Source organism: Leptolyngbya boryana PCC 6306 (assembly GCF_000353285.1).
Taxonomy (GTDB): domain Bacteria; phylum Cyanobacteriota; class Cyanobacteriia; order Leptolyngbyales; family Leptolyngbyaceae; genus Leptolyngbya; species Leptolyngbya boryana.
In genome coordinates, this window is record NZ_KB731324.1 from 5,776,487 (window position 1) to 5,794,551 (window position 18,065).

An 18,065-nucleotide genomic window follows, 5' to 3' on the forward strand; every position below is an offset into this window, starting at 1 on the left:
TCTAACAAACCCATGAGAACATTATTCACATTTCACTATCCCGCTGATCCAAACGCGGGAGGCCCAGGAGTTACTTGGCGATTGGGGCGAGAATATGAAAAATTAGGGCATGAAGTCGAGTTTTACTCGCTCGACGATTTACCCAAAAAATTACCACCTTTAGCGCGATTTATTTTATTTCCAGAATTCACTGCTGCAAAAATTCTCCACTCTCATCGCCATGCTGCGATCGATGTGATTGATGCGTCCACAGCAGATGCTTGGATCTGGGGACTCGGTTTACAAAAACTGCAAAAACAGCGCCCCCTTTTAGTGGCACGCTGCCACGGGTTAGAACACATAGAACACTTAGAATATCTCGAAGAATCGCAGCGAGGACATCTCAAACTTGAGTGGAAATATCCTTTATATCGAGGCAGTATTCGCCTTTGGGAAGTCGCGACTTCGATGCGACAGTCTGACCTCGTTTTATTGCTCAATCAACGCGATCGCGATTTCGTCGTCGAACAGTTAGGAGTTCATCCCGATCGGGCGCATATCGTCGCCAATGGCATTCCCGAAACGATGCTCAATCTACCCTTTGAGCCGACTCCAGCCGAGCCTGAACCGATCCGAATTGCCCAAGTCAGTAGCTACATCGTGCGGAAAGGCATTCAATACGGAACCCCTGCTCTCAATGCACTTCTCAAACGCTATCCCAAAATAGAAGTCAGCTTATTCGGAACAGAATGCTCAGCCGATCAAGTTTATGCCGACTTTGATCCAGAGGTGCGCGATCGCGTCACGGTCATTCCCTACTACGAAAACCACAAACTGCCAGAACTGCTCAAAGGACATCACATTAAAGTTCTCCCAACGATTTCCGAAGGCTTTGGTGTTGCGCTTGTCGAAGCGATGGCATGTGGACTCGCACCCGTCACAACCACGGCTCCAGGTCCATTAGAAATCGTGCGCGATAGAGAAACCGGAATGATTGTACCCTGTCGCGATTGTGAAGCCTTTGAGCAAGCGATTGAAACCTTAATTCTCGATCGGGCTTTCCTCGATCGCTTACGACACAACGCTTATCGATCGGCACAGCGATACAGTTGGCAAAACATTGCTCAGGATAATCTAAACTTCTATGAAATGGCGCAACGCATGAGGGCTTAGCTAATGTACACCGCTCAACCCCAACCTAAAACTCCGCAAGTCTCAGAGCCTTGGCTGATGATTGGTGCCCTTGTTGCCTTGACTGTACTATGTCTCGCTGCCAATGTTGGTTCAGTCCTTCGTTTTATTTTTCCTACTGGCAGCTTAGTTGTCGGAGCATTACTGTTCTTTCGATACCCGCTCTTTTATGTTGGGTTTACCTGGTGGTTGTGGTTCCTCACACCCTTGGTGCGGCGGATGATCGATTGGCAAGCGGGCTGGCTTGACCCCAATCCAGTGTTACTGGCACCCTTTCTCGTGTCATTTCTCGCGAGTTTGACCTTGCTCACTCAATTGCCAAAAGCAATTCGTGGGAATGGGTTACCGTTTGTACTTTCGGCGATCGCAGTTCTGTACGGAGCGTTTATCGGCTTGCTCAGTTTTCAACCGCAAACGGTGATTATCGCGCTGTTAAATTGGCTCACCCCAATTGTTTTTGGATACCATCTCTTTTCAAAGTGGCGACAATTTCCAGAACTCAAGCGAGTGACTGAGCGTACCTTTCTCTGGGGAACGATCGTGATGGGGAGCTATGGAATTATTCAGTTTTTGTTTGCGCCTCTGTGGGATCAGTTTTGGCTGCAAAATCTGATTGCAATCATGAAGATCTACTCGTTTGGAACTCCCGATCCGTTACGCATTCGAGTTTGGAGCACAATGCATTCGCCCCAACCCTTTGCCTGTATACTCGTTGCCTGCGTGCTGTTACTGTTTGCAATCAAAAATCCGCTCAAAATTGCGGCATCCGCTGTAGGCTATCTGACCTTACTTTTAACCTTGGCAAGAACAGCTTGGTTAAGTTGGTTTATCGGCTTAGTTGTGTTTATTCCATCCTTGAAACCGCGATTGCAGATGCGATTGATCGTCACCTTAATGGTGATGTCGCTGGTCATCTTGCCCTTAACGGCGATCGAGCCTTTCTCCACTGTGATCAGTTCACGGGTACAAACCTTGTTTCAAGGACAGCAAGACGGCAGCTTTGTCGATCGTAGTATTGGCTATACGAATTTGCTCAATGATGCACTCGTTGAAGTAGAAGGGCGCGGCATTGGCTATGTGATTCGAGACGCAAATATTGGGGGGAATGACAGTGGAATTCTCACCTTGCTTTTGAATCTCGGTTGGTTTGGCACGATTCCTTATGTTGCTGGATTAGTATTACTGATTTTTAGCATGATGCAAGGACGGGAAGCCGCGATCGATCCGTTTGTGGGAGCTTGCCGAGCGATCGTACTCGCGACCGTTTCGCAAATTAGCTTGAATACCGTCATGCTGGCTCCATTCGGATTAGTACTTTGGGGCTTTATTGGCTTAGCAGCAGCAGCTCGGCTCTACTATCTGCAACCCGTTCCTGCAACCGATCCTGAGCCGTCTATTCCTCAGTAAAGTACTTCTGTAACAGGAATTCCAAGCGTGTTTTCGCCGCTGCTGAAACCTGATCTTTTGGCGTTAAAATGGCATACTTCAATGCCGAATGTGCGTCAGACACAGGCGGATTTTTGCTCAATCGCCGCACCGTTTCTAAAATCACTTTTTGAGCATTCACTGCATTGCGTTGCAAATTCCCAATCACCATTTCGACGGTGACACTATCATGATCGGGATGCCAACAATCGTAATCGGTGACTAAAGCCAGCGTCGCATAAGCAATCTCCGCTTCGCGTGCTAATTTTGCTTCGGGTAAATTCGTCATGCCAATCACCGAAGCATCCCAACTCCGATGTAAATTCGATTCTGCTTTTGTTGAAAAGGCTGGTCCTTCCATGCACACATAAGTTCCCCCTCGATGCAGCGTTACGCCTTCAAGCTGCAAACTCTCAACTGCATCGCCTAACACTTTTGCCAACTGAAGACAGACTGGATCGCCAAAAGCAACGTGAGCGACAATGCCGTCTCCAAAGAATGTCCCCATTCGCCCAAAGGTACGATCGATAAACTGATCCGGAATGACCATATCCAACGGCTTCATTTCTGCTTGCAACGACCCAACCGCTGAAGCTGAAATCAGATACTCAACGCCCAGACTCTTCATCGCATAAATATTGGCGCGAAACGGTAATTCAGATGGCAATAAATGATGATTACGTCCATGCCGAGCTAGAAAAGCCACGCGGGTTCCTTCTAAAGTTCCCACAATGAGCGCATCCGACGGAGAGCCGAATGGCGTTTCGATCTGGATTTCTTCGATATCTTTGAGTGCCTCCATTTTGTAAAGACCACTGCCGCCGAGAATGCCGATTTTGACTTGAGACATATAACTTGTGCCGAAATTTTTTACTCAGACTATGCGATCGCTCAACCCGCAGAAATAACGCAAAATAGTGGCGAACCCCCTAATTTTCCTGATTTTTTTAATGCAAACCCAAACAACTGCACTTACAATCTTCTTGTAAATTTGTGCAAAACAGATTATGTGGGATGTGTTGCCCCTGCGCGCGATCTTATATCAACTGCTCTTTATCGTCTTAGCGATCGCAGTCGAAGCCCTCGTGCTGCAGAAATATCTTGGAATTGGGAAAAAGTCCAGCATTCAGTATGCCGCAACTGCAAACTTGCTTTCGACAGTCGCGGGCTGGTTTCTGTTTTTCGTCGTTGAGCCTTGGCTTCCTCCCACTTGGCGACAGCAATTAATTAACTATATTTTCTTTGATCTGACCAGCACTCCGCCTGTGCTGATTGGCTTAGCGTTCTTGACCTTTTTAGGCACATTTGTTGTAAAACTCCAAAGCCTCGATTGGCTCGACTTAATCTTGGAAAATAAAAAGCCAGTCGAAATCGAAGTCTGCGATCGTACCAAATTTCAAGGCAGAAAAGCTCAGCGTCAGGCATTCTCAGAAATCCCAAATCGTGCCCTAGCGGTGCTTTGGGCAAATGCCGCCAGTTTTAGCGCCATCACCTTGATCATCGCGATTCGGACATTTTCTGAACCGCCTAGTAATTTTTAATCGCATCCACGTATGGCATTCATCACCGATATTGTTAAAGAAATTCGTAAACTCTTGCAGCCCCCTCAGTGGGCATCCTGGCAAACGCTAATATTTTTGAGTATCTTTAGCGCAGTCGTGGCTGCGCTCACCACGTCCCCAGCGCCACAAATTGCCCAACGGATCATTTCATCCTTTGGCTGGCTGTTCCTGGTTTTAGGCGTTTGGTGGTTTGTCTACGAACCGAATGTCAAAAAGAAACTCACGTTTTTTAACTTATTTCTCGGACCTTGGATTGTCGGCGCGCTGATTTGTATTTGGTTTTTCGGCACGATCGAAGGCAGAACGATTCCGACTCAAGCCGCATTCATCAGTTGGCCTCCGATTTCGTCGATTGTTTGGGCAGCCCCAAAATTTGTCAAATCCGATCCCAAAACCAAAAGCCCCATCTACACGAATCCCAACAAAGGACACCGCCAAGACATCATTCTGCTGATGCTCTCGAATTTAGTCCTCAGCTGTTGGTTTCAGTTTTACTTCCAAATCAATACTTGGATGACGCAATATCCTTCACTCCGAGCCGATAACCTCAGCCGGAGCGCTTTTGTCTGGCGACCTCAGGAATTTGACAAGGCGGCAGCGTTATCGAGAGGTGCAGATATCTTGAACCTTGCCGCTCAAAGAGTTCGTTCCGACCTTGAAGGAAAACCTTGGTCAGAAGTAGAACGCTGGCTAGAACAACTCGATCGACAAGTTCCAGAATTGCAGCAGCAGGTGAAATCGCAACTGCCCAAAGTCGCCGAAGCAGAGTTATGGAATCTCAATGCTAATGTGATTTCAGATGCGTATGATTTGCAACTCAGAGCGACTTGGACAGGACCGACCTCTCGTCGCGGCGGATATGAGTTGAGCCGAATCTGCCGCATTGCCCAAGCTCGAAGACAAGGACCCGCGACCCAGTTCAATTTCGATAATGCTTCTCCGCCTGCAACCGCTCCGACGACGCCAAAACTGGTTGGGACGGTTCAGTGTGGAGCCATCACCCAACCGAAACAAATCGAACAAGCCAAACTGTGATTCTTCGGGCAAAATGAGGAATCTGATTTTCCCATGGAGCAAGGAGAAAGCAATGAGTGAGGCAGTCTTGACGATTGGTAGCACCTTCAATCGGATTGGTGCGATCGCATCGAATGTGTTTCGAGAAGTGATGCGCGATCGCATTCTTTATCTCGTCATGTTTTATGCAGGCGCACTCATCCTCGCCAATTATCTCCTGCCCGAAATCGCGGCTACGACTGAGAAAAAAATTCTGCTCGATCTCGCCCTTGCCACGATGCCAGTGATTGGACTGATCGTGGCAATTTTCATCGGCACAGGCTTAGTGAATAAAGAAATTGAGAAACGCACCGTCTTCGTGCTGATTGCGAAACCTGTGAGCCGCGCCGAGTTCATCATTGGTAAACATTTGGGACTGTCTGCAGTCTTGGCTGTTTTGATTGCAGCTATGAGTCTGATTGCAGTCGGCATTTTATTGGTGGAAAAAATTCCGTTTTCTCTGCCCAATTTGCTGATCTCATCGGGGTTTCTGCTGCTGCAATTGTCGTTGATTAGTGCGATCGCCATTCTCTTCGGTGTTTTTACAAGTTCACTGCTGGCGATGATGTTGAGCTTCGGGATATACCTGATGGGACAACTCAGCCCAGACATTGTGAAGTTTGGCAAACTGACTAAAAATCCTGTGATCGAAACCGTTACTCAAGGACTGTACTTAGTCTTGCCTGACCTGACACGGTTGGATTTGAAGAATCAAGCGGTCTATAACCTGATTCCGGCTCCACAGATTTTATTAGGCAACGCACTCTATGCATTTCTTTATATTGCGTTTGTTCTGACGATCGCGTCGCTAATTTTTTCACGGCGGGAATTCTAAGCTTCATACTTCCGTACCCAATCTTAAGGCTTTAGTTAAGTGCCCACCCTGCCCGTTCTAAGTCATCCGTAGATCTCGGTACGATAGTTGGTGAACCTAATTCACAATCTCATCTCACCCCCAGAGTTATCAGATTGCCGTTTCAGACCTTCACCCGTTCAATGATTGAGACTGCGGCATGACTACGCAACTGCATCTACATCAAACGATTCGAGGCAATGCGATCAGCGCCTCACTGCGCCAAGTTTTCACGCAATCTGATTCCTGCGCGACCAATCAACTTGCAGCCGAACTTTGGATTGAGCGCTTCTTAAATCATTTAAATGCTCGTCTCCAAGACAGTTTAAATTCGGAGCCGACGGAAGCGAAACTCTGGCAAATGCTCGCGGACGAACTCGGTCACGCCTTATCGGGTGAAATCGTAGCAATTGCCCTGCCGATGGAAGCTGACCAAGCTGATCAAGCTGACCAATTTGAGATTCAGCATTTAGCCGGATCAATGGTGCAACTTAGCCCTTCGATTTGCATCGCCCGTCATGCGATCGAACTCGAACTCGGTCGCACCTTTGAACTCGCTGCTCTACAGAACCTCCGGCAATTAGAATGGCAAAACGCTTGGGAATTGTGCGATCGCAAAACGACTTACGGCTGGCTCGTAACCGTTTCTTCTCCGATTTCTTCAACAGCGATCGATCCGATATTGATTCAACTGCGCGATCAATGCGTCAGTCGCGCGATTTCCCAAACGGTGCAAGTGATTCGCCACGGCAAAAAGACCGAAGCATTAATCGAGCAATGCCAAGCCCTAAAAGCACAAAACCAAGAACTCAGCCAAATTAGCAAACTCAAAAGCGAATTTCTCGCCAACACCAGCCACGAGATCCGTACTCCCCTCAGTTCAATTCTCGGTTTCACTCACCTGCTCAGAGAGCAAGGCTACAATCCCTCTAACTTACGCCACCAGGAATACCTAAAAATCATTCTCAGCAGTGGTCAGCATCTTCTCGCTCTGATTAATGACATTCTCGATCTGTCCAAAATCGAAGCCAATCAGCTTACTCTCCAGCAAGAAACGATCGACGTCATCGAAGTCTGCAAACTTGCACTCAAACTCGTCCAGGAAAAAGCAAACGATAAAGGGCTACCCCTCAAACTCGTCGTCGCACCCGAAATCACAACCATTGCAGCCGATCCACTCCGGCTGAAGCAAATGCTATTCAACTTGCTCTCCAATGCCCTGAAATTTACCGAGCGTGGGTCGGTCGGCTTAGAAGTTAAAGCGATCGATGATTTCATGCACTTCATCGTCTGGGATACAGGCACAGGCATCTCGCCCGAACAACAGCAACTCCTCTTCCGCCCCTACACCCAACTGAAAAACGCGACCCCCGGTGAAGGCACAGGTTTAGGTCTAACACTCACCCAAAAACTTGCCGAACTACACGGTGGATGGGTACGCCTCGACTCAGAACTCGGCGTTGGTTCTCGCTTCACGATCGCGCTCCCACTCACCATGCCCATCAATACCGATCCCACCTCCCCCCCCAACCAACTCTGCCTCTCCCCCACTCCCCATCTCCCCACTCCTCCACTCCCCCACTCCCCCACTCCCCTTAACCCCACCCGCTCCAACCACATCCTCCTCGTCGAAGACAACGCCCACAACGCCCGCTTGATCATCACTTATCTATGCAAACTCGGCTATGAAGTCACCTGGTCAAAAGATAGTAAAGAAATGTGGCAATCTCTCAAGCAATCGATTCCTGCCGTGATTTTGATGGACATTCATCTACCTGAAGTGAATGGTTTAACGCTGACCCAGCAGTTACGATCGAGAAAACGCTATCGCTCCATTCCGGTGATCGTCCAAACCGCAATGGCAATGAAAGGCGATCGTGAAAAATGTCTCGAAGCCGGAGCTGTTGATTACGTCTCAAAGCCGATTGATCTCAATGCTTTAGCGCAAACTGTTGCAAGGTACAGCCAAAAACGCTGAAATTCTAGGTTTCCTTTATATACTGGTTAGGCTGAGCTACCCGTTTATATTTTTGAGTTATGCAAGACGTTCCCGCCTGGTTATCTTCAATCGTTTGGGCAGATTACCGTTTGGCAGTCTTGTTCACTGTCATCTTGCCACTCGCTCTCCTGATTTGGGCGACCGTACAACAGGTTGAAGCCCTACAAAGATTGCTCTTGATTTATTGGCGCGTTTCTAGCTTGTTGGCGATTACCCTCTATTTACTGATTGGTGTATTGCCGATCGGGTTTTTCTCTGGTTGGCTTGCGAGAATTCTGATTCCGATCGGGCTTTGGTATTGGGCAGATTTGAATGAAGAAATTCGCGATTCGCCGTCGAGTTCGCTGAAATTGGCGCTGGTGTCTTGGCGCTGGGCAGTTTCAGTCTATTGTGCGATCGGGGTGATTGGACAAATCCCAGTCTTACGCTGTGCAACCTTGGCGAGTCAGCAGATTTTAGGAGATGCAGCTTGCCGAGTTTGGCTAGATCCACCGTTCTTGTTTAGAGAATATCTTCACTCTGGAGTCAGACCCTTTGTTCTGGGATTTTTTGGCATTGTCGGACTGGTCATCTACGTTCTCTATTTAGGCTACTTCGTCTTTTTCCGTCTCGGGAAGCGGAAACGCTCTGCGATGGAAAATTAGTCCTTGTGTTTATCTCTTCATCAGTTTTCCCATGAGTCATTCAATTGGACAGCGTTTAGAGCAGTACACCATTAAGTGCCCCAATGAAGTCTTATTGGTGTCGATCGAGGCAGAAGGACAGCCTGATCAAATTGCGATTTTTAAGGGATTCTCCAGTTCGCTGATGAATCCAACCTCATTCGATCCGGATATGCCTGTGCTGCCGGATGATGCGATCGTGCAATCTGTCGATCGCTTGGAGAGTCCTTATAATCCCAATCATCCACGATTTGTCGAGCAGGGATTGAGTTGGCTGGAGTTCCAACGGCTGTTAGATGCAGCTGGGGTGTAGTCTAAATACCTAGAGATACGCCTCAGTGTGAGATAGACTGCAAGGGTGCAACGGTTTAACCACAGTTATTTTGTGTGAGGATGTGATTTATCTATGGTGTCATTGCCATCAAAGGCTGAATCGCTCAGCCGCTTTTCTTCCCGTTCCCAACACTGGGAAGCGTTACCTTTGCCAGAGTCTGCTTTGTTTGGAACGGATGGGATTCGAGGAAAGGCTGGAGACTTGCTGACGGCTCCCTTGGCGATGCAGATCGGATATTGGGCTGGACAGGTTTTAGGCTCCGGAAATCGCGCCCCGATCGTCATTGGTCAAGATTCGCGCAATTCAAGCAATATGCTGGCAATGGCACTTTCTGCAGGATTGACCGCAGCAGGCTTAGAAGTGTGGGATTTAGGATTGTGTCCGACTCCAGTAGTAGCGCATTTAACGCACTACAGTGAGGCGATCGGCGGCGTGATGATTTCTGCTAGTCACAACCCGCCTGAAGATAATGGCATCAAGTTTTTTAATTCAGATGGCTCGAAACTCGCGTCAGAACTTCAAAAGCAAATTGAAGCTTGTCTGCGAGGAGAAAGAAAAATTGCGTCCATTTCCTCGCAATGGGGACAGCATTTCCATCGCTCGGAATTGATTGAGCAATATATTCAAGCAATTCAGCAACCGTTGATGGCTGAATCGGCTGAACCCTTTGCTGGATTGAAAGTTGTTTTAGATTTGGCATGGGGTGCTGCAACTCGCTCTGCTGCAGATGTTTTCCGGTCTTTGGGTGCAGATGTGACTGTGTTGCATGGTCAGCCCGATGGCGATCGCATTAATGTCAATTGTGGTTCGACGCATTTGAATTTGCTGAAAGCTGCGGTGAAAGAGCAGGGAGCCGATGTTGGATTTGCGTTTGATGGAGATGCAGATCGCGTCTTAGCGGTCGATAGCCAAGGTCGGACAGTCGATGGAGACTACATTCTCTACCTTTGGGGCAAGCACCTTTTAGCAGCAGGACAGCTTCCAGGTGCAACAATCGTTGCAACGGTGATGTCGAATCTTGGCTTTGAGCGGGCTTGGGAAAAGTTAGGCGGTCAGTTAATCCGAGCTTCGGTTGGCGATCAGTATGTTCATGCCGACATGATCAAGCATGGGGCTGCTTTGGGCGGTGAACAGTCTGGACATATTTTGTGTCCACAACACAGCGTCAGTGGAGACGGATTGTTAACGGCGTTGCACTTAGCAAGCTTGATTCAGCGATCGGGTGGAAACTTGGCAGAATTAGTCGATCGCAGTTTCAAGACCTATCCTCAACTGCTTCGCAATGTGCGGGTCGAAGATCGGACTCAGCGCTTGAACTGGCATCACAACGCAGCCGTTCAAGACGCAATTTCTGAAGCTGAAGCGGCAATGGGCGATCGTGGACGCATCTTAGTCCGTGCATCCGGAACAGAGCCAGTAATCCGAGTCATGGTTGAGGCGGAAAGTTCTGATCTGGTAGAACATTGGACAGAGCGCTTAGTTGCGACTGTTCAGCAACATCTGACCTAAAGATGCGGTAGGGTGAGTGCTGTTGTTTCTCACCCTGACTGTACTTATGTTTCAAATTCGTGCTGCACTCCCGGCTGATGTTCCAGCAATTTTCTCGCTGATTCAGGCATTAGCAGAGTACGAAAAACTCTCGCATCAGGTTACAGGCTCGATCGAGCAGCTTCACACACATCTCTTCGGCGAAAAGCCTGTGATTGAAGCGATCGTGGCAACCGTCCATGAACAAGCGATCGGGTTTGCATTATATTTTTATAACTATTCAACTTTCCTTACAAAGCCAGGAATCTATCTGGAAGACCTGTTTGTTTTACCAGAATATCGGGGTCAAGGGATTGGAAAAGCACTCCTGACTCAGTTGGCTCAAATTGCCTTAGAGCAAGACTGTGGGCGCTTAGAATGGAGCGTTCTGGACTGGAATGAGAGTGCGATCGGGTTCTATGAACGGATGGGTGCAACAGTGCTTCCAGACTGGCGAATTTGTCGCGTTACAGGCGAGGCTTTGTTACAAATGTCAGCTTTCTAACCGAAATAAATATGTCAAAATTTTCTGTAGGATTCTAGAGGATACGACCATGACAATTTGGGTAAATGAACAAGTTGATCCATCTGGACTGATGTATGCCTGCATTGCCTGCTGCGATGAAACGCAAGCAAATGAATGCCATCAATCCTTTGAAGAGAACCTCACCGCAGATCAAAAAGCAGACGGTTGGGTTGCTCGGATGCGAGAAGTCAATTCTTGGGACGAAGTTCCCGTCAATTCGTTGAAGCTCGATTAGCTGCCAATTCTTTCACCTTGCTCTAAGCTATAAGCGGAGCTTGCAGGAGAGAAGTTTATGTACGTGTTAATCGGGGGCGCAGGTCTGATTGGGGTGAGTTTGGCTCAACGTCTGATCGATCTAGGGCACACGGTTGCAGTGATTGATGTGAATCCTGCGGCTTGTCGATATGCTCGTGAGCAGTTGGGAGTGATTGCTTTTGAAGGCAGTGCGGTGAGCACAGAAGTTTTGCTCGAAGCGGGCATTCGCAAGGCAGATGCGATCGCAGCAGTTCTGAGAAGTGATGCTTTAAATCTGGCAATGGCGACTTTGGCAAAGCATTATGGTGTGCCAAATATTTTGGTGAGAATGCGGCACAAGGATTTTGCTGAGCCTTATCGCCTTGCCGGAGCAACGCATGTGGTCAATGCGATCGAGCTTGCGGTTTCGACGATGGTGAATGTCATCGAATACCCCGAAGTAGAATCGATGATGCACTTCGAGCAAGGTCAGATTGAAGTCTTTAAGCTGGCAATTCCTGCGAATTGTAATGTAGTCGGACGCAGTGTGGCTGAAGTTGCACAAGATTCTCGATTTCCAAAGGGATCATTGATCATTGGCTATCAGCCTCATGCACATATGGATCTGGCGATTCCGAATGGCAGCACGATTTTGGAGCCGGGTTCGACCGTTTTAATGGTTACTAAACCCGGATTTATGCACGAGGTCATTGATTTCATGCAAAAGTGCGCTGAGTAGAAGTTTTGAGAAGGTAGAGTTTAGTGCATTTCCCCCTTCCCCGATCGAACAAGGTAAGGGGATTTTTTTTCACGGTTCAAACCTGCAAAAGGCAGTTCTACTCATCTAACTGCCAAAGCTCGGTTGTATAAGCTTCGTCTAGGACTTTCTTGGGGCGCATGACGAGAATGACTCGCCCTAATAAGTTGATCGTCGGTTCTTCTTCAAACCATTGCAGTTCTAATTGTTCTCCTTCAGCGATCGCAAAGTAACTGTCTGCGTCCCAGTCTCGTTGCGCTCGATCGATGACAATGATCACTTCTTCCGCATCACCTTCTAATGGAACAGGTAAGCGATCGCTTTGTCCTAAAATCGCGACTGGATCTTCTGCACTGCGGATCACTTGCCAACCCGGAACCGTCATCACTGCGCCGATGCCGGAAAATTGCACGATCGCAAAGATTCCCGTTTCTTCTAACATCGGGACAGCATGAAGATCAGCAACTTTGAGCGGCAGTTTGCCTGCAACGGGTAAAATGCGCGGCAGTTGCTCATCACTGTCAACGCGATAGAGCGGAAGGCGAGGGGCAGGACGCTTGGGGGTAACAGTGAAATCGGTTAAGAGTGCTTCGATCGTTTTTCGAGCTGTTTCGGTGTGCGCGAATTTTAGACCTCTGGCAATGTAGCGCGATCGCTCTTGGAAATCGGATTTTTCTTTCGCTGTCTTCCAAGCATAGAACGCAACAACATCGCCTGGATGAGCCGTAAAGTTTTCTGGGATTTTGCTAAGACGAGAAAATTCTTTGAGCGATCGTACAACTTCGTGCACTTCGTCCGTGTCTAAGTTCTTTGCAAAGACTAATTCAGCGGCAGCGGCACGTTCTTCCTGCTTGAGAACTCGCAATTCGTACAGAATATCGCTAGCTCTTTGTCCAAAATGGTTTTTGACCGCATCCGAAACTCCGACTTTCAGCATGGTGTCATAGACTTGTGCAGCAACAATGATCTGGTTTTGCTGAATTGGCTCGAATCCAGAGGCTTCAAAGATCGCTTGTGGCGTATATCCTGCTTTCTGCAAGGTTTGACAAGTATGTCCCCACTCGACCCAAGATCCCTGTTTGCGGCGGAGTGAGAGCAGGAGTTCGTCAGCATTTGGGAGGTCTTGAGGTGTCTCGGTCATAGCAGGTTCTTTGTCGGATCTGGATTGGACTAATTCTAGATGATAGTTGATTCTGAAACGCGACCCATCATCAGAGGCAGTCCTTTCACCGAATAAATTGCCTAAAGTCAACCTAGCTACAAGACTTGCAAAAGCTTTCTGGGTTCGCCAAATCAATTCACTAAAAAACGAGGGTCTAGTTTCGCAACTAAACCCTCGTCTTCATCAACCAAACTATTCACTATGCTTCGGGCAACCTTGCACTGGCGTAGGCATCAGCTACGACAAAAGCGGGAACACGTGTAGAGTAATCGATTTCATTTCCAGTCAAAGAGCGTGCCAGCTTTTCAAAAGAAACCGATCGCCAGTTGCGCTCATGAATCGGCTTCGATTGCTCACCCAAGAAATAAGTCATCGAACCCAATAGAGCAACTGCGACCCAACCGACAACAAATAGGCTAATCAAGATTACCATCGCAACCTCCTGTGAAGTTCTGTTTCTTTATGTAAACTAATGTAACAGAGATTATTCAGAAAAGGCAATCTACTCGTCAGGTGTGATAACCGAACTCGGTCAATTATGAGAATTTTGATGAGAATTTTGAGGATTAGATGAGAAAGAGGGGACAATTTGCTCTTCTTGTAACCGCTGGCTGAGCAAGGTATATCGGCGCTTGTCTCGACATTGTGAAATTGCCTGCCGTAAAGCTTGAGGTTGTCCGACTAAGATCGCTAACTGTTTCGCACGGGTCAGCGTTGTGTAAAGCCAAGGACGGCTGAGCATTACGGTGTTTTGCATGAATAAAGGCACGATCGTGACTGGAAATTCAGACCCTTGCGCCTTATGTCCGGTAATGCTGTACGCCAGAGTCATCTGATCCCATTCTGTGCGCTGATATTCGACCCAATGTTCCTCAAACTGAACACCTAAAATTTGTCTCTGAGCATCGTAGGTTTCAATAATGCCTAATTCGCCGTTCATGACTTCGCGATCGTAATCATTTTCCAGTTGAATTACGCGATCGCCGATTCTAAATTTGCGCTCCTCAGCCTGAACCTCGAAGCCATCAGCCTGCGGTGGATTGAGCAACGCTTGTACAACGGCATTAATCGCTTTCGTGCCAATGTCTCCTTTGATCATCGGACAAAGAATCTGCACATCATTAAATGCGTTAAATCCAAGCCGAGGAATCGTTTCAGTAATCAATTGCTGAATACATTGAATGCCATGTTGAGGAGAATGTGAGGGCATCCATAAGCAATCCGATCGAGGAGTCGTTGAAAAGCGTTCAATCTCTGGCACTTCACCTCGATTCAGCGCGTGAGCATGACAGATAATCGCCGAGCTTTGAGCTTGCCGCCAAACTTGAGTTAACCGGATTACAGGCACTTGTTCAGACTCAATTAAATCTCGCAACACTGCACCCGCTCCAACACTCGGCAACTGATCAACATCGCCAACGATCAAGAGTTGGGATTGCAGCGAAACCGCTTTGATCAATGCGTTCGCAAGAAACACATCGGTCATGGAAAACTCATCCACAACAATGCAGTCTGCTTTGAGCGGTCGAGTGTGATCGCGCTGAAAGTATCCACTACCGCGGTCATATTCCAAGAGCCGATGCAGAGTAGACGCGTCTCTTTGCGTTAATTCCGAAAGTCTGCGCGCGGCTCGCCCAGTTGGAGAAGCTAAAGCAACTTGTTTGCCCATTGCTTCCCAGAGTTCAACGATCGCGCGAGTTGTATGCGATTTTCCAACCCCTGGCCCGCCCGTCAAAATTACCACTCGCTGCGTTGCGGCTAAAATCACGGCTTGCCTTTGTTCTTGAGAAAGCAGCAGATCTGAAGACTCGCAGTACTGCTGCATCCAAGTTTCGACAAAATGATGATCAATTTCTAATGGCTCAAGAAGCAATAATTTCAGCCGAGTCGCGATCGACATTTCCGCGTAATAAAACGCAGGCAAGTAGTACCCCAACCGTCCCGGATACCGACGACTTTCTTCGACAACCAGTTCTTGAGTCGCAACCAGATAGACAATTTGATCCTCGATTTGTTCAGTTTGCGCTGCATAATCTGGACGAGCCAGCAATCGAGCGGTTCGCTCTACCAGAGTAGATTGCGGCAAAAAACAATGTCCATCTCGTCCAGCTTCTCGTAAAGTGTGCAAAATTGCACTGCGATAACGAGCTTCAGAATCCGGTTTGATTCCCAGTTGAGTCGCGATCCCATCGGCTGAGTGAAATCCAATGCCTCGAATATCTGCCGCAAGCTGGTAAGGATTTTGCGAAACAATCTCGATCGCGTCTTCTCCATAGCGCTTAAAGACTTTCACCGCTTGACTTCGACCAATGCCGTAAGTCTGTAGAAACATCATGATGCTATGAGTCTGTTTCTGCTCCAGCCAAGAGGACTGAATTATCGCAATTTTCGATTGAGCGATGCCTTTGACTTCAATCAGTCGATCGATGTCAGATTCGAGAATGGTCAGAGTCTCTAACCCAAAGCGATCGACAATTCGTTTCGCCATCGCTGAGCCGATGCCCCGAATTGCACCACTACTTAAATAAGCTTCGAGACTCGCGATCGTATTCGGTAGTGCTTCGCGATAATTTTCAACCTGAAATTGCAACCCGTACCGAGAATGAGTGCGCCAAGTTCCACTGAGAATTAGGGACTGTCCTAAATTGAGGCTGGCAAAATTGCCGACAATTGTTACAACTTCGGCAACCGTCTGCAACCGAGCAACCGTAAATCCAGTTTTAGCCGAGGTAAATACGATCGATTCAATGCTGCCTTCGAGTTCCTCAATGTTCATCATGTTGGCTTTGGGCTGCAACTTCGCTCAATCCACAAAACGCATCGAAACGCATCTTTGGCTTATTCTACTGTTGAGTCTTGAGTCAAGTCGAAGAAGTGGAAGGTACAACTCGCCAAACCTAATTACTTCTTCACCTCAACAGGTGTCCCAATCCTCACTGCCTGATACAGCGCCACTACATCCGCATTTCTCATTCTCAAACATCCATGAGAAACGGCTTGCCCTAGCAACGAGTAATCCTTTGTTCCATGAAATCCAATCAAAAGTTTTCCCTGCGAAGTAAAGCCAATCCACCGTTTGCCCAAGGGATTGTCCTGGTCACCTGCCGGGATATGCTCACCCGTAATCGGATGTTGCCAAGTTGGATTCTCAACCATTTGAGACACTTTAAACGATCCAATGGGCGTTTCCCATCCTTCTTGCCCAATTGCGATCGGATAAGTTGCCTTCAATTTCTTTTTCTCAAACAGTCGCACCTTGCGATCGCTTAAATCGACCACTAATTTTGTCTCAATCACAGGCGACGGAGCAGGAGAAGCTTTGGGAGCAACCATCGCCTGAAAATTCGGCAGGTCAAATTTTGGCAACGCAGGCAACCGACGCACCTGGAAAAGCGCGATCGCGATTCCTGGGACAACGCAGATCATCATGAACGCTTTAGAAAGAGGAGACTCCTGAATCTTTGCCGCCATTTCCTTCTCAAACTGCTACTTTTTTCATTCTGCCCGGAACTCATCTGCTCGATTGTGAATCTTAAGACGCAAGCAGATTTTTCTTTTACACGGATACCATTGTCGCGATCGTAACGTAATTCATACGGGAATCCTTTGACCTAACCCGGAAAATTGGCGAATCTGCCGCAATCTTACCTAGGTTAGATAAAAGATTGAGTAAATCTTGATCCAAAGGGTGATCCCAAATTTACAATGCTGGCAACCTGTTCGTTTCGGTCTGAGTGAGGAGTGAGGAGTGAGTCATGAAAGAAAAGCTATTTCTAGCGATCGCCGTCACAAGCGCAATTCTCTGTCTGTATGATTGGTCTAGTCCAATTCGCGTCCGAAATACTACCCAAACTGAAGCGATCGCCGACCACATCGCTCGTTTACAGCTCGAAACTCTACCCTAAAGCGTATTTCTGTTGCCAGAGTTCTCCAACGAGAACATCTCCGATCTATCCTGGATAGGATCACTCGATCAAAAACTAGGCAACTGTGAGGAACTTTCTCAAACCCGTTGGGGTCATCAAAGGTGGAACGTAGAAAATACCGTCATCCGCCCATGAGTCAGTCCCTTCCTGTATCCTGGTCATCGATCGAGCCAAAGGTTCATCAGAGTCCAGTGCAAGCAGAAAAACTCTCCAATTACGATTTAGTGTTGCAATGTCAGACCGGACATCGCCCGGAGAAAGCCGTGTTTGCGGAACTCATGCGGCGGTATCAGTCTCATGTCGATAAAGTTCTCTATCATTTAGCACCGGATTGGCAAGATCGTGCCGATCTGGCTCAAGAAGTCTGGATTCGGGTCTATCGCAACATCACCCGACTGAATGAACCTGTCAAGTTCCGAGGTTGGTTGAGTCGGATTGCGACCAATTTGTTTTACGACGAGCTTCGCAAACGCAAACGCAATACCGCACCCCTGTCTTTGGATGCACCTTTATCCGTGGATGATGGAGAGGTAGATTGGGAAATCGCCGCAGCAACACCCGGACCTGATGAAGATCTCACCACTCGGGAATTCTACGATCAGCTCAACGAAGCGATCGCTGACCTCCCCGAAGTCTTCCGTACCACGATCGTGTTACGTGAGATTGAGGGCATGGCATATGAAGAAATTGCTGAACTCACTGGAGTGTCACTCGGAACTGTGAAATCGCGGATTGCGAGAGCGCGCCATCGCCTCCAATCGCAACTTCAACAGTACCTTGATGGACAATAATTTTAAATTCTCCGTGATATTGCTAAGACTTCAGATTGGCTTTGTTAATATGCTCTCAGATGTATCTCCGCAAGAGCTTTAATA

Annotated in this window: 19 protein-coding genes; 14 read left to right on the top strand and 5 right to left on the bottom strand. The window is 47.9% G+C overall.

Annotation, left to right across the window (positions count from 1 at the left end):
- The first annotated feature begins 12 nt into the window (after positions 1–12).
- Both LEPBO_RS0128790 and LEPBO_RS0128795 read left to right on the top strand, forming a co-directional pair.
- A complete protein-coding gene (locus LEPBO_RS0128790) occupies positions 13–1,152 on the top strand; it encodes a glycosyltransferase family 4 protein (protein WP_017291062.1) in 1,140 nt (379 codons plus the stop codon).
- A gap of 3 nt (positions 1,153–1,155) precedes the next feature.
- Positions 1,156–2,577 carry a hypothetical protein gene (locus tag LEPBO_RS0128795; RefSeq protein ID WP_017291063.1) on the top strand — a complete coding sequence of 474 codons (1,422 nt, stop codon included), beginning with the start codon at positions 1,156–1,158 and terminating at the stop codon, positions 2,575–2,577.
- Here the strand turns inward: LEPBO_RS0128795 and LEPBO_RS0128800 are convergent.
- Positions 2,564–3,445 (bottom strand): S-methyl-5'-thioadenosine phosphorylase, encoded by an 882-nt coding sequence (locus LEPBO_RS0128800; RefSeq protein WP_017291064.1) that lies wholly within the window; start codon positions 3,443–3,445, stop codon positions 2,564–2,566. The genes LEPBO_RS0128795 and LEPBO_RS0128800 overlap by 14 nt on opposite strands.
- 157 nt (positions 3,446–3,602) lie before the next feature.
- Here LEPBO_RS0128800 and fraC point away from each other — a divergent pair, with 157 nt between their 5' ends.
- The 10 genes from fraC to LEPBO_RS0128850 all read left to right on the top strand — a co-directional run bounded on the left by fraC (position 3,603) and on the right by LEPBO_RS0128850 (position 12,084).
- Positions 3,603–4,136, top strand: coding sequence for a filament integrity protein FraC (gene fraC, locus LEPBO_RS0128805; RefSeq protein ID WP_017291065.1), 534 nt, complete (start codon positions 3,603–3,605; stop codon positions 4,134–4,136).
- Between the two features lie 12 nt (positions 4,137–4,148).
- A complete protein-coding gene (locus LEPBO_RS0128810) occupies positions 4,149–5,192 on the top strand; it encodes a DUF5357 family protein (protein ID WP_017291066.1) in 1,044 nt (347 codons plus the stop codon).
- 52 nt (positions 5,193–5,244) lie between these two features.
- Complete coding sequence (locus LEPBO_RS0128815) at positions 5,245–6,045, top strand: ABC transporter permease (RefSeq protein ID WP_017291067.1); 801 nt, start codon at positions 5,245–5,247, stop codon at positions 6,043–6,045.
- Between the two features lie 178 nt (positions 6,046–6,223).
- Positions 6,224–8,041, top strand: coding sequence for an ATP-binding protein (locus LEPBO_RS0128820; protein ID WP_017291068.1), 1,818 nt, complete (start codon positions 6,224–6,226; stop codon positions 8,039–8,041).
- 59 nt (positions 8,042–8,100) lie between these two features.
- A complete protein-coding gene (locus tag LEPBO_RS0128825; RefSeq protein ID WP_017291069.1) occupies positions 8,101–8,706 on the top strand; it encodes a DUF3177 family protein in 606 nt (201 codons plus the stop codon).
- A gap of 31 nt (positions 8,707–8,737) precedes the next feature.
- A complete protein-coding gene (locus tag LEPBO_RS0128830; protein WP_017291070.1) occupies positions 8,738–9,037 on the top strand; it encodes a DUF7734 family protein in 300 nt (99 codons plus the stop codon).
- A gap of 93 nt (positions 9,038–9,130) precedes the next feature.
- Complete coding sequence (gene glmM, locus LEPBO_RS0128835; RefSeq protein WP_017291071.1) at positions 9,131–10,567, top strand: phosphoglucosamine mutase; 1,437 nt, start codon at positions 9,131–9,133, stop codon at positions 10,565–10,567.
- 46 nt (positions 10,568–10,613) lie between these two features.
- Positions 10,614–11,090 (top strand): GNAT family N-acetyltransferase, encoded by a 477-nt coding sequence (locus LEPBO_RS0128840; protein ID WP_017291072.1) that lies wholly within the window; start codon positions 10,614–10,616, stop codon positions 11,088–11,090.
- Positions 11,091–11,139: 49 nt separating this feature from the next.
- The gene (locus tag LEPBO_RS0128845) at positions 11,140–11,346 is read left to right on the top strand and encodes a hypothetical protein (RefSeq protein ID WP_017291073.1); all 207 of its coding nucleotides are present in this window, start codon (positions 11,140–11,142) and stop codon (positions 11,344–11,346) included.
- 57 nt (positions 11,347–11,403) lie between these two features.
- Positions 11,404–12,084 carry a potassium channel family protein gene (locus LEPBO_RS0128850; RefSeq protein WP_017291074.1) on the top strand — a complete coding sequence of 227 codons (681 nt, stop codon included), beginning with the start codon at positions 11,404–11,406 and terminating at the stop codon, positions 12,082–12,084.
- 97 nt (positions 12,085–12,181) lie between these two features.
- Here LEPBO_RS0128850 and LEPBO_RS0128855 read toward each other — a convergent pair whose 3' ends face one another.
- From LEPBO_RS0128855 to LEPBO_RS38580, 4 genes are all read right to left on the bottom strand, one after another.
- Entirely contained in the window at positions 12,182–13,243 is a 1,062-nt protein-coding gene (locus tag LEPBO_RS0128855; RefSeq protein ID WP_017291075.1) for a RuBisCO accumulation factor 1, read from the bottom strand.
- A 220-nt stretch (positions 13,244–13,463) separates the two neighbouring features.
- Positions 13,464–13,697, bottom strand: coding sequence for a photosystem II protein, Psb35-related (locus LEPBO_RS0128860; RefSeq protein WP_017291076.1), 234 nt, complete (start codon positions 13,695–13,697; stop codon positions 13,464–13,466).
- A gap of 99 nt (positions 13,698–13,796) precedes the next feature.
- Complete coding sequence (gene recD2 / locus LEPBO_RS0128865; protein WP_017291077.1) at positions 13,797–16,043, bottom strand: SF1B family DNA helicase RecD2; 2,247 nt, start codon at positions 16,041–16,043, stop codon at positions 13,797–13,799.
- A gap of 122 nt (positions 16,044–16,165) precedes the next feature.
- On the bottom strand, positions 16,166–16,735 hold the full coding sequence (locus LEPBO_RS38580; RefSeq protein ID WP_017291078.1) for a L,D-transpeptidase: 570 nt from the start codon (positions 16,733–16,735) through the stop codon (positions 16,166–16,168).
- 284 nt (positions 16,736–17,019) lie between these two features.
- Here LEPBO_RS38580 and LEPBO_RS43055 point away from each other — a divergent pair, with 284 nt between their 5' ends.
- Both LEPBO_RS43055 and LEPBO_RS0128880 read left to right on the top strand, forming a co-directional pair.
- Positions 17,020–17,169 carry a hypothetical protein gene (locus LEPBO_RS43055; RefSeq protein ID WP_017291079.1) on the top strand — a complete coding sequence of 50 codons (150 nt, stop codon included), beginning with the start codon at positions 17,020–17,022 and terminating at the stop codon, positions 17,167–17,169.
- 152 nt (positions 17,170–17,321) lie between these two features.
- Positions 17,322–17,981, top strand: a complete 660-nt coding sequence (locus LEPBO_RS0128880) for a sigma-70 family RNA polymerase sigma factor (protein WP_017291080.1) — start codon at positions 17,322–17,324, stop codon at positions 17,979–17,981.
- The last annotated feature ends 84 nt before the right edge of the window (positions 17,982–18,065 follow it).

Coding starts and splice junctions, on each gene's coding strand:
- LEPBO_RS0128790 (WP_017291062.1), top strand. CDS start 13: ATGAGAACATTATTCACATTTCACTATCCCGCTGATCCAAACGCGGGA.
- LEPBO_RS0128795 (WP_017291063.1), top strand. CDS start 1,156: ATGTACACCGCTCAACCCCAACCTAAAACTCCGCAAGTCTCAGAGCCT.
- LEPBO_RS0128800 (WP_017291064.1), bottom strand. CDS start 3,445: ATGTCTCAAGTCAAAATCGGCATTCTCGGCGGCAGTGGTCTTTACAAA.
- fraC (WP_017291065.1), top strand. CDS start 3,603: ATGTGGGATGTGTTGCCCCTGCGCGCGATCTTATATCAACTGCTCTTT.
- LEPBO_RS0128810 (WP_017291066.1), top strand. CDS start 4,149: ATGGCATTCATCACCGATATTGTTAAAGAAATTCGTAAACTCTTGCAG.
- LEPBO_RS0128815 (WP_017291067.1), top strand. CDS start 5,245: ATGAGTGAGGCAGTCTTGACGATTGGTAGCACCTTCAATCGGATTGGT.
- LEPBO_RS0128820 (WP_017291068.1), top strand. CDS start 6,224: ATGACTACGCAACTGCATCTACATCAAACGATTCGAGGCAATGCGATC.
- LEPBO_RS0128825 (WP_017291069.1), top strand. CDS start 8,101: ATGCAAGACGTTCCCGCCTGGTTATCTTCAATCGTTTGGGCAGATTAC.
- LEPBO_RS0128830 (WP_017291070.1), top strand. CDS start 8,738: ATGAGTCATTCAATTGGACAGCGTTTAGAGCAGTACACCATTAAGTGC.
- glmM (WP_017291071.1), top strand. CDS start 9,131: ATGGTGTCATTGCCATCAAAGGCTGAATCGCTCAGCCGCTTTTCTTCC.
- LEPBO_RS0128840 (WP_017291072.1), top strand. CDS start 10,614: ATGTTTCAAATTCGTGCTGCACTCCCGGCTGATGTTCCAGCAATTTTC.
- LEPBO_RS0128845 (WP_017291073.1), top strand. CDS start 11,140: ATGACAATTTGGGTAAATGAACAAGTTGATCCATCTGGACTGATGTAT.
- LEPBO_RS0128850 (WP_017291074.1), top strand. CDS start 11,404: ATGTACGTGTTAATCGGGGGCGCAGGTCTGATTGGGGTGAGTTTGGCT.
- LEPBO_RS0128855 (WP_017291075.1), bottom strand. CDS start 13,243: ATGACCGAGACACCTCAAGACCTCCCAAATGCTGACGAACTCCTGCTC.
- LEPBO_RS0128860 (WP_017291076.1), bottom strand. CDS start 13,697: ATGGTAATCTTGATTAGCCTATTTGTTGTCGGTTGGGTCGCAGTTGCT.
- recD2 (WP_017291077.1), bottom strand. CDS start 16,043: ATGATGAACATTGAGGAACTCGAAGGCAGCATTGAATCGATCGTATTT.
- LEPBO_RS38580 (WP_017291078.1), bottom strand. CDS start 16,735: ATGGCGGCAAAGATTCAGGAGTCTCCTCTTTCTAAAGCGTTCATGATG.
- LEPBO_RS43055 (WP_017291079.1), top strand. CDS start 17,020: ATGAAAGAAAAGCTATTTCTAGCGATCGCCGTCACAAGCGCAATTCTC.
- LEPBO_RS0128880 (WP_017291080.1), top strand. CDS start 17,322: ATGAGTCAGTCCCTTCCTGTATCCTGGTCATCGATCGAGCCAAAGGTT.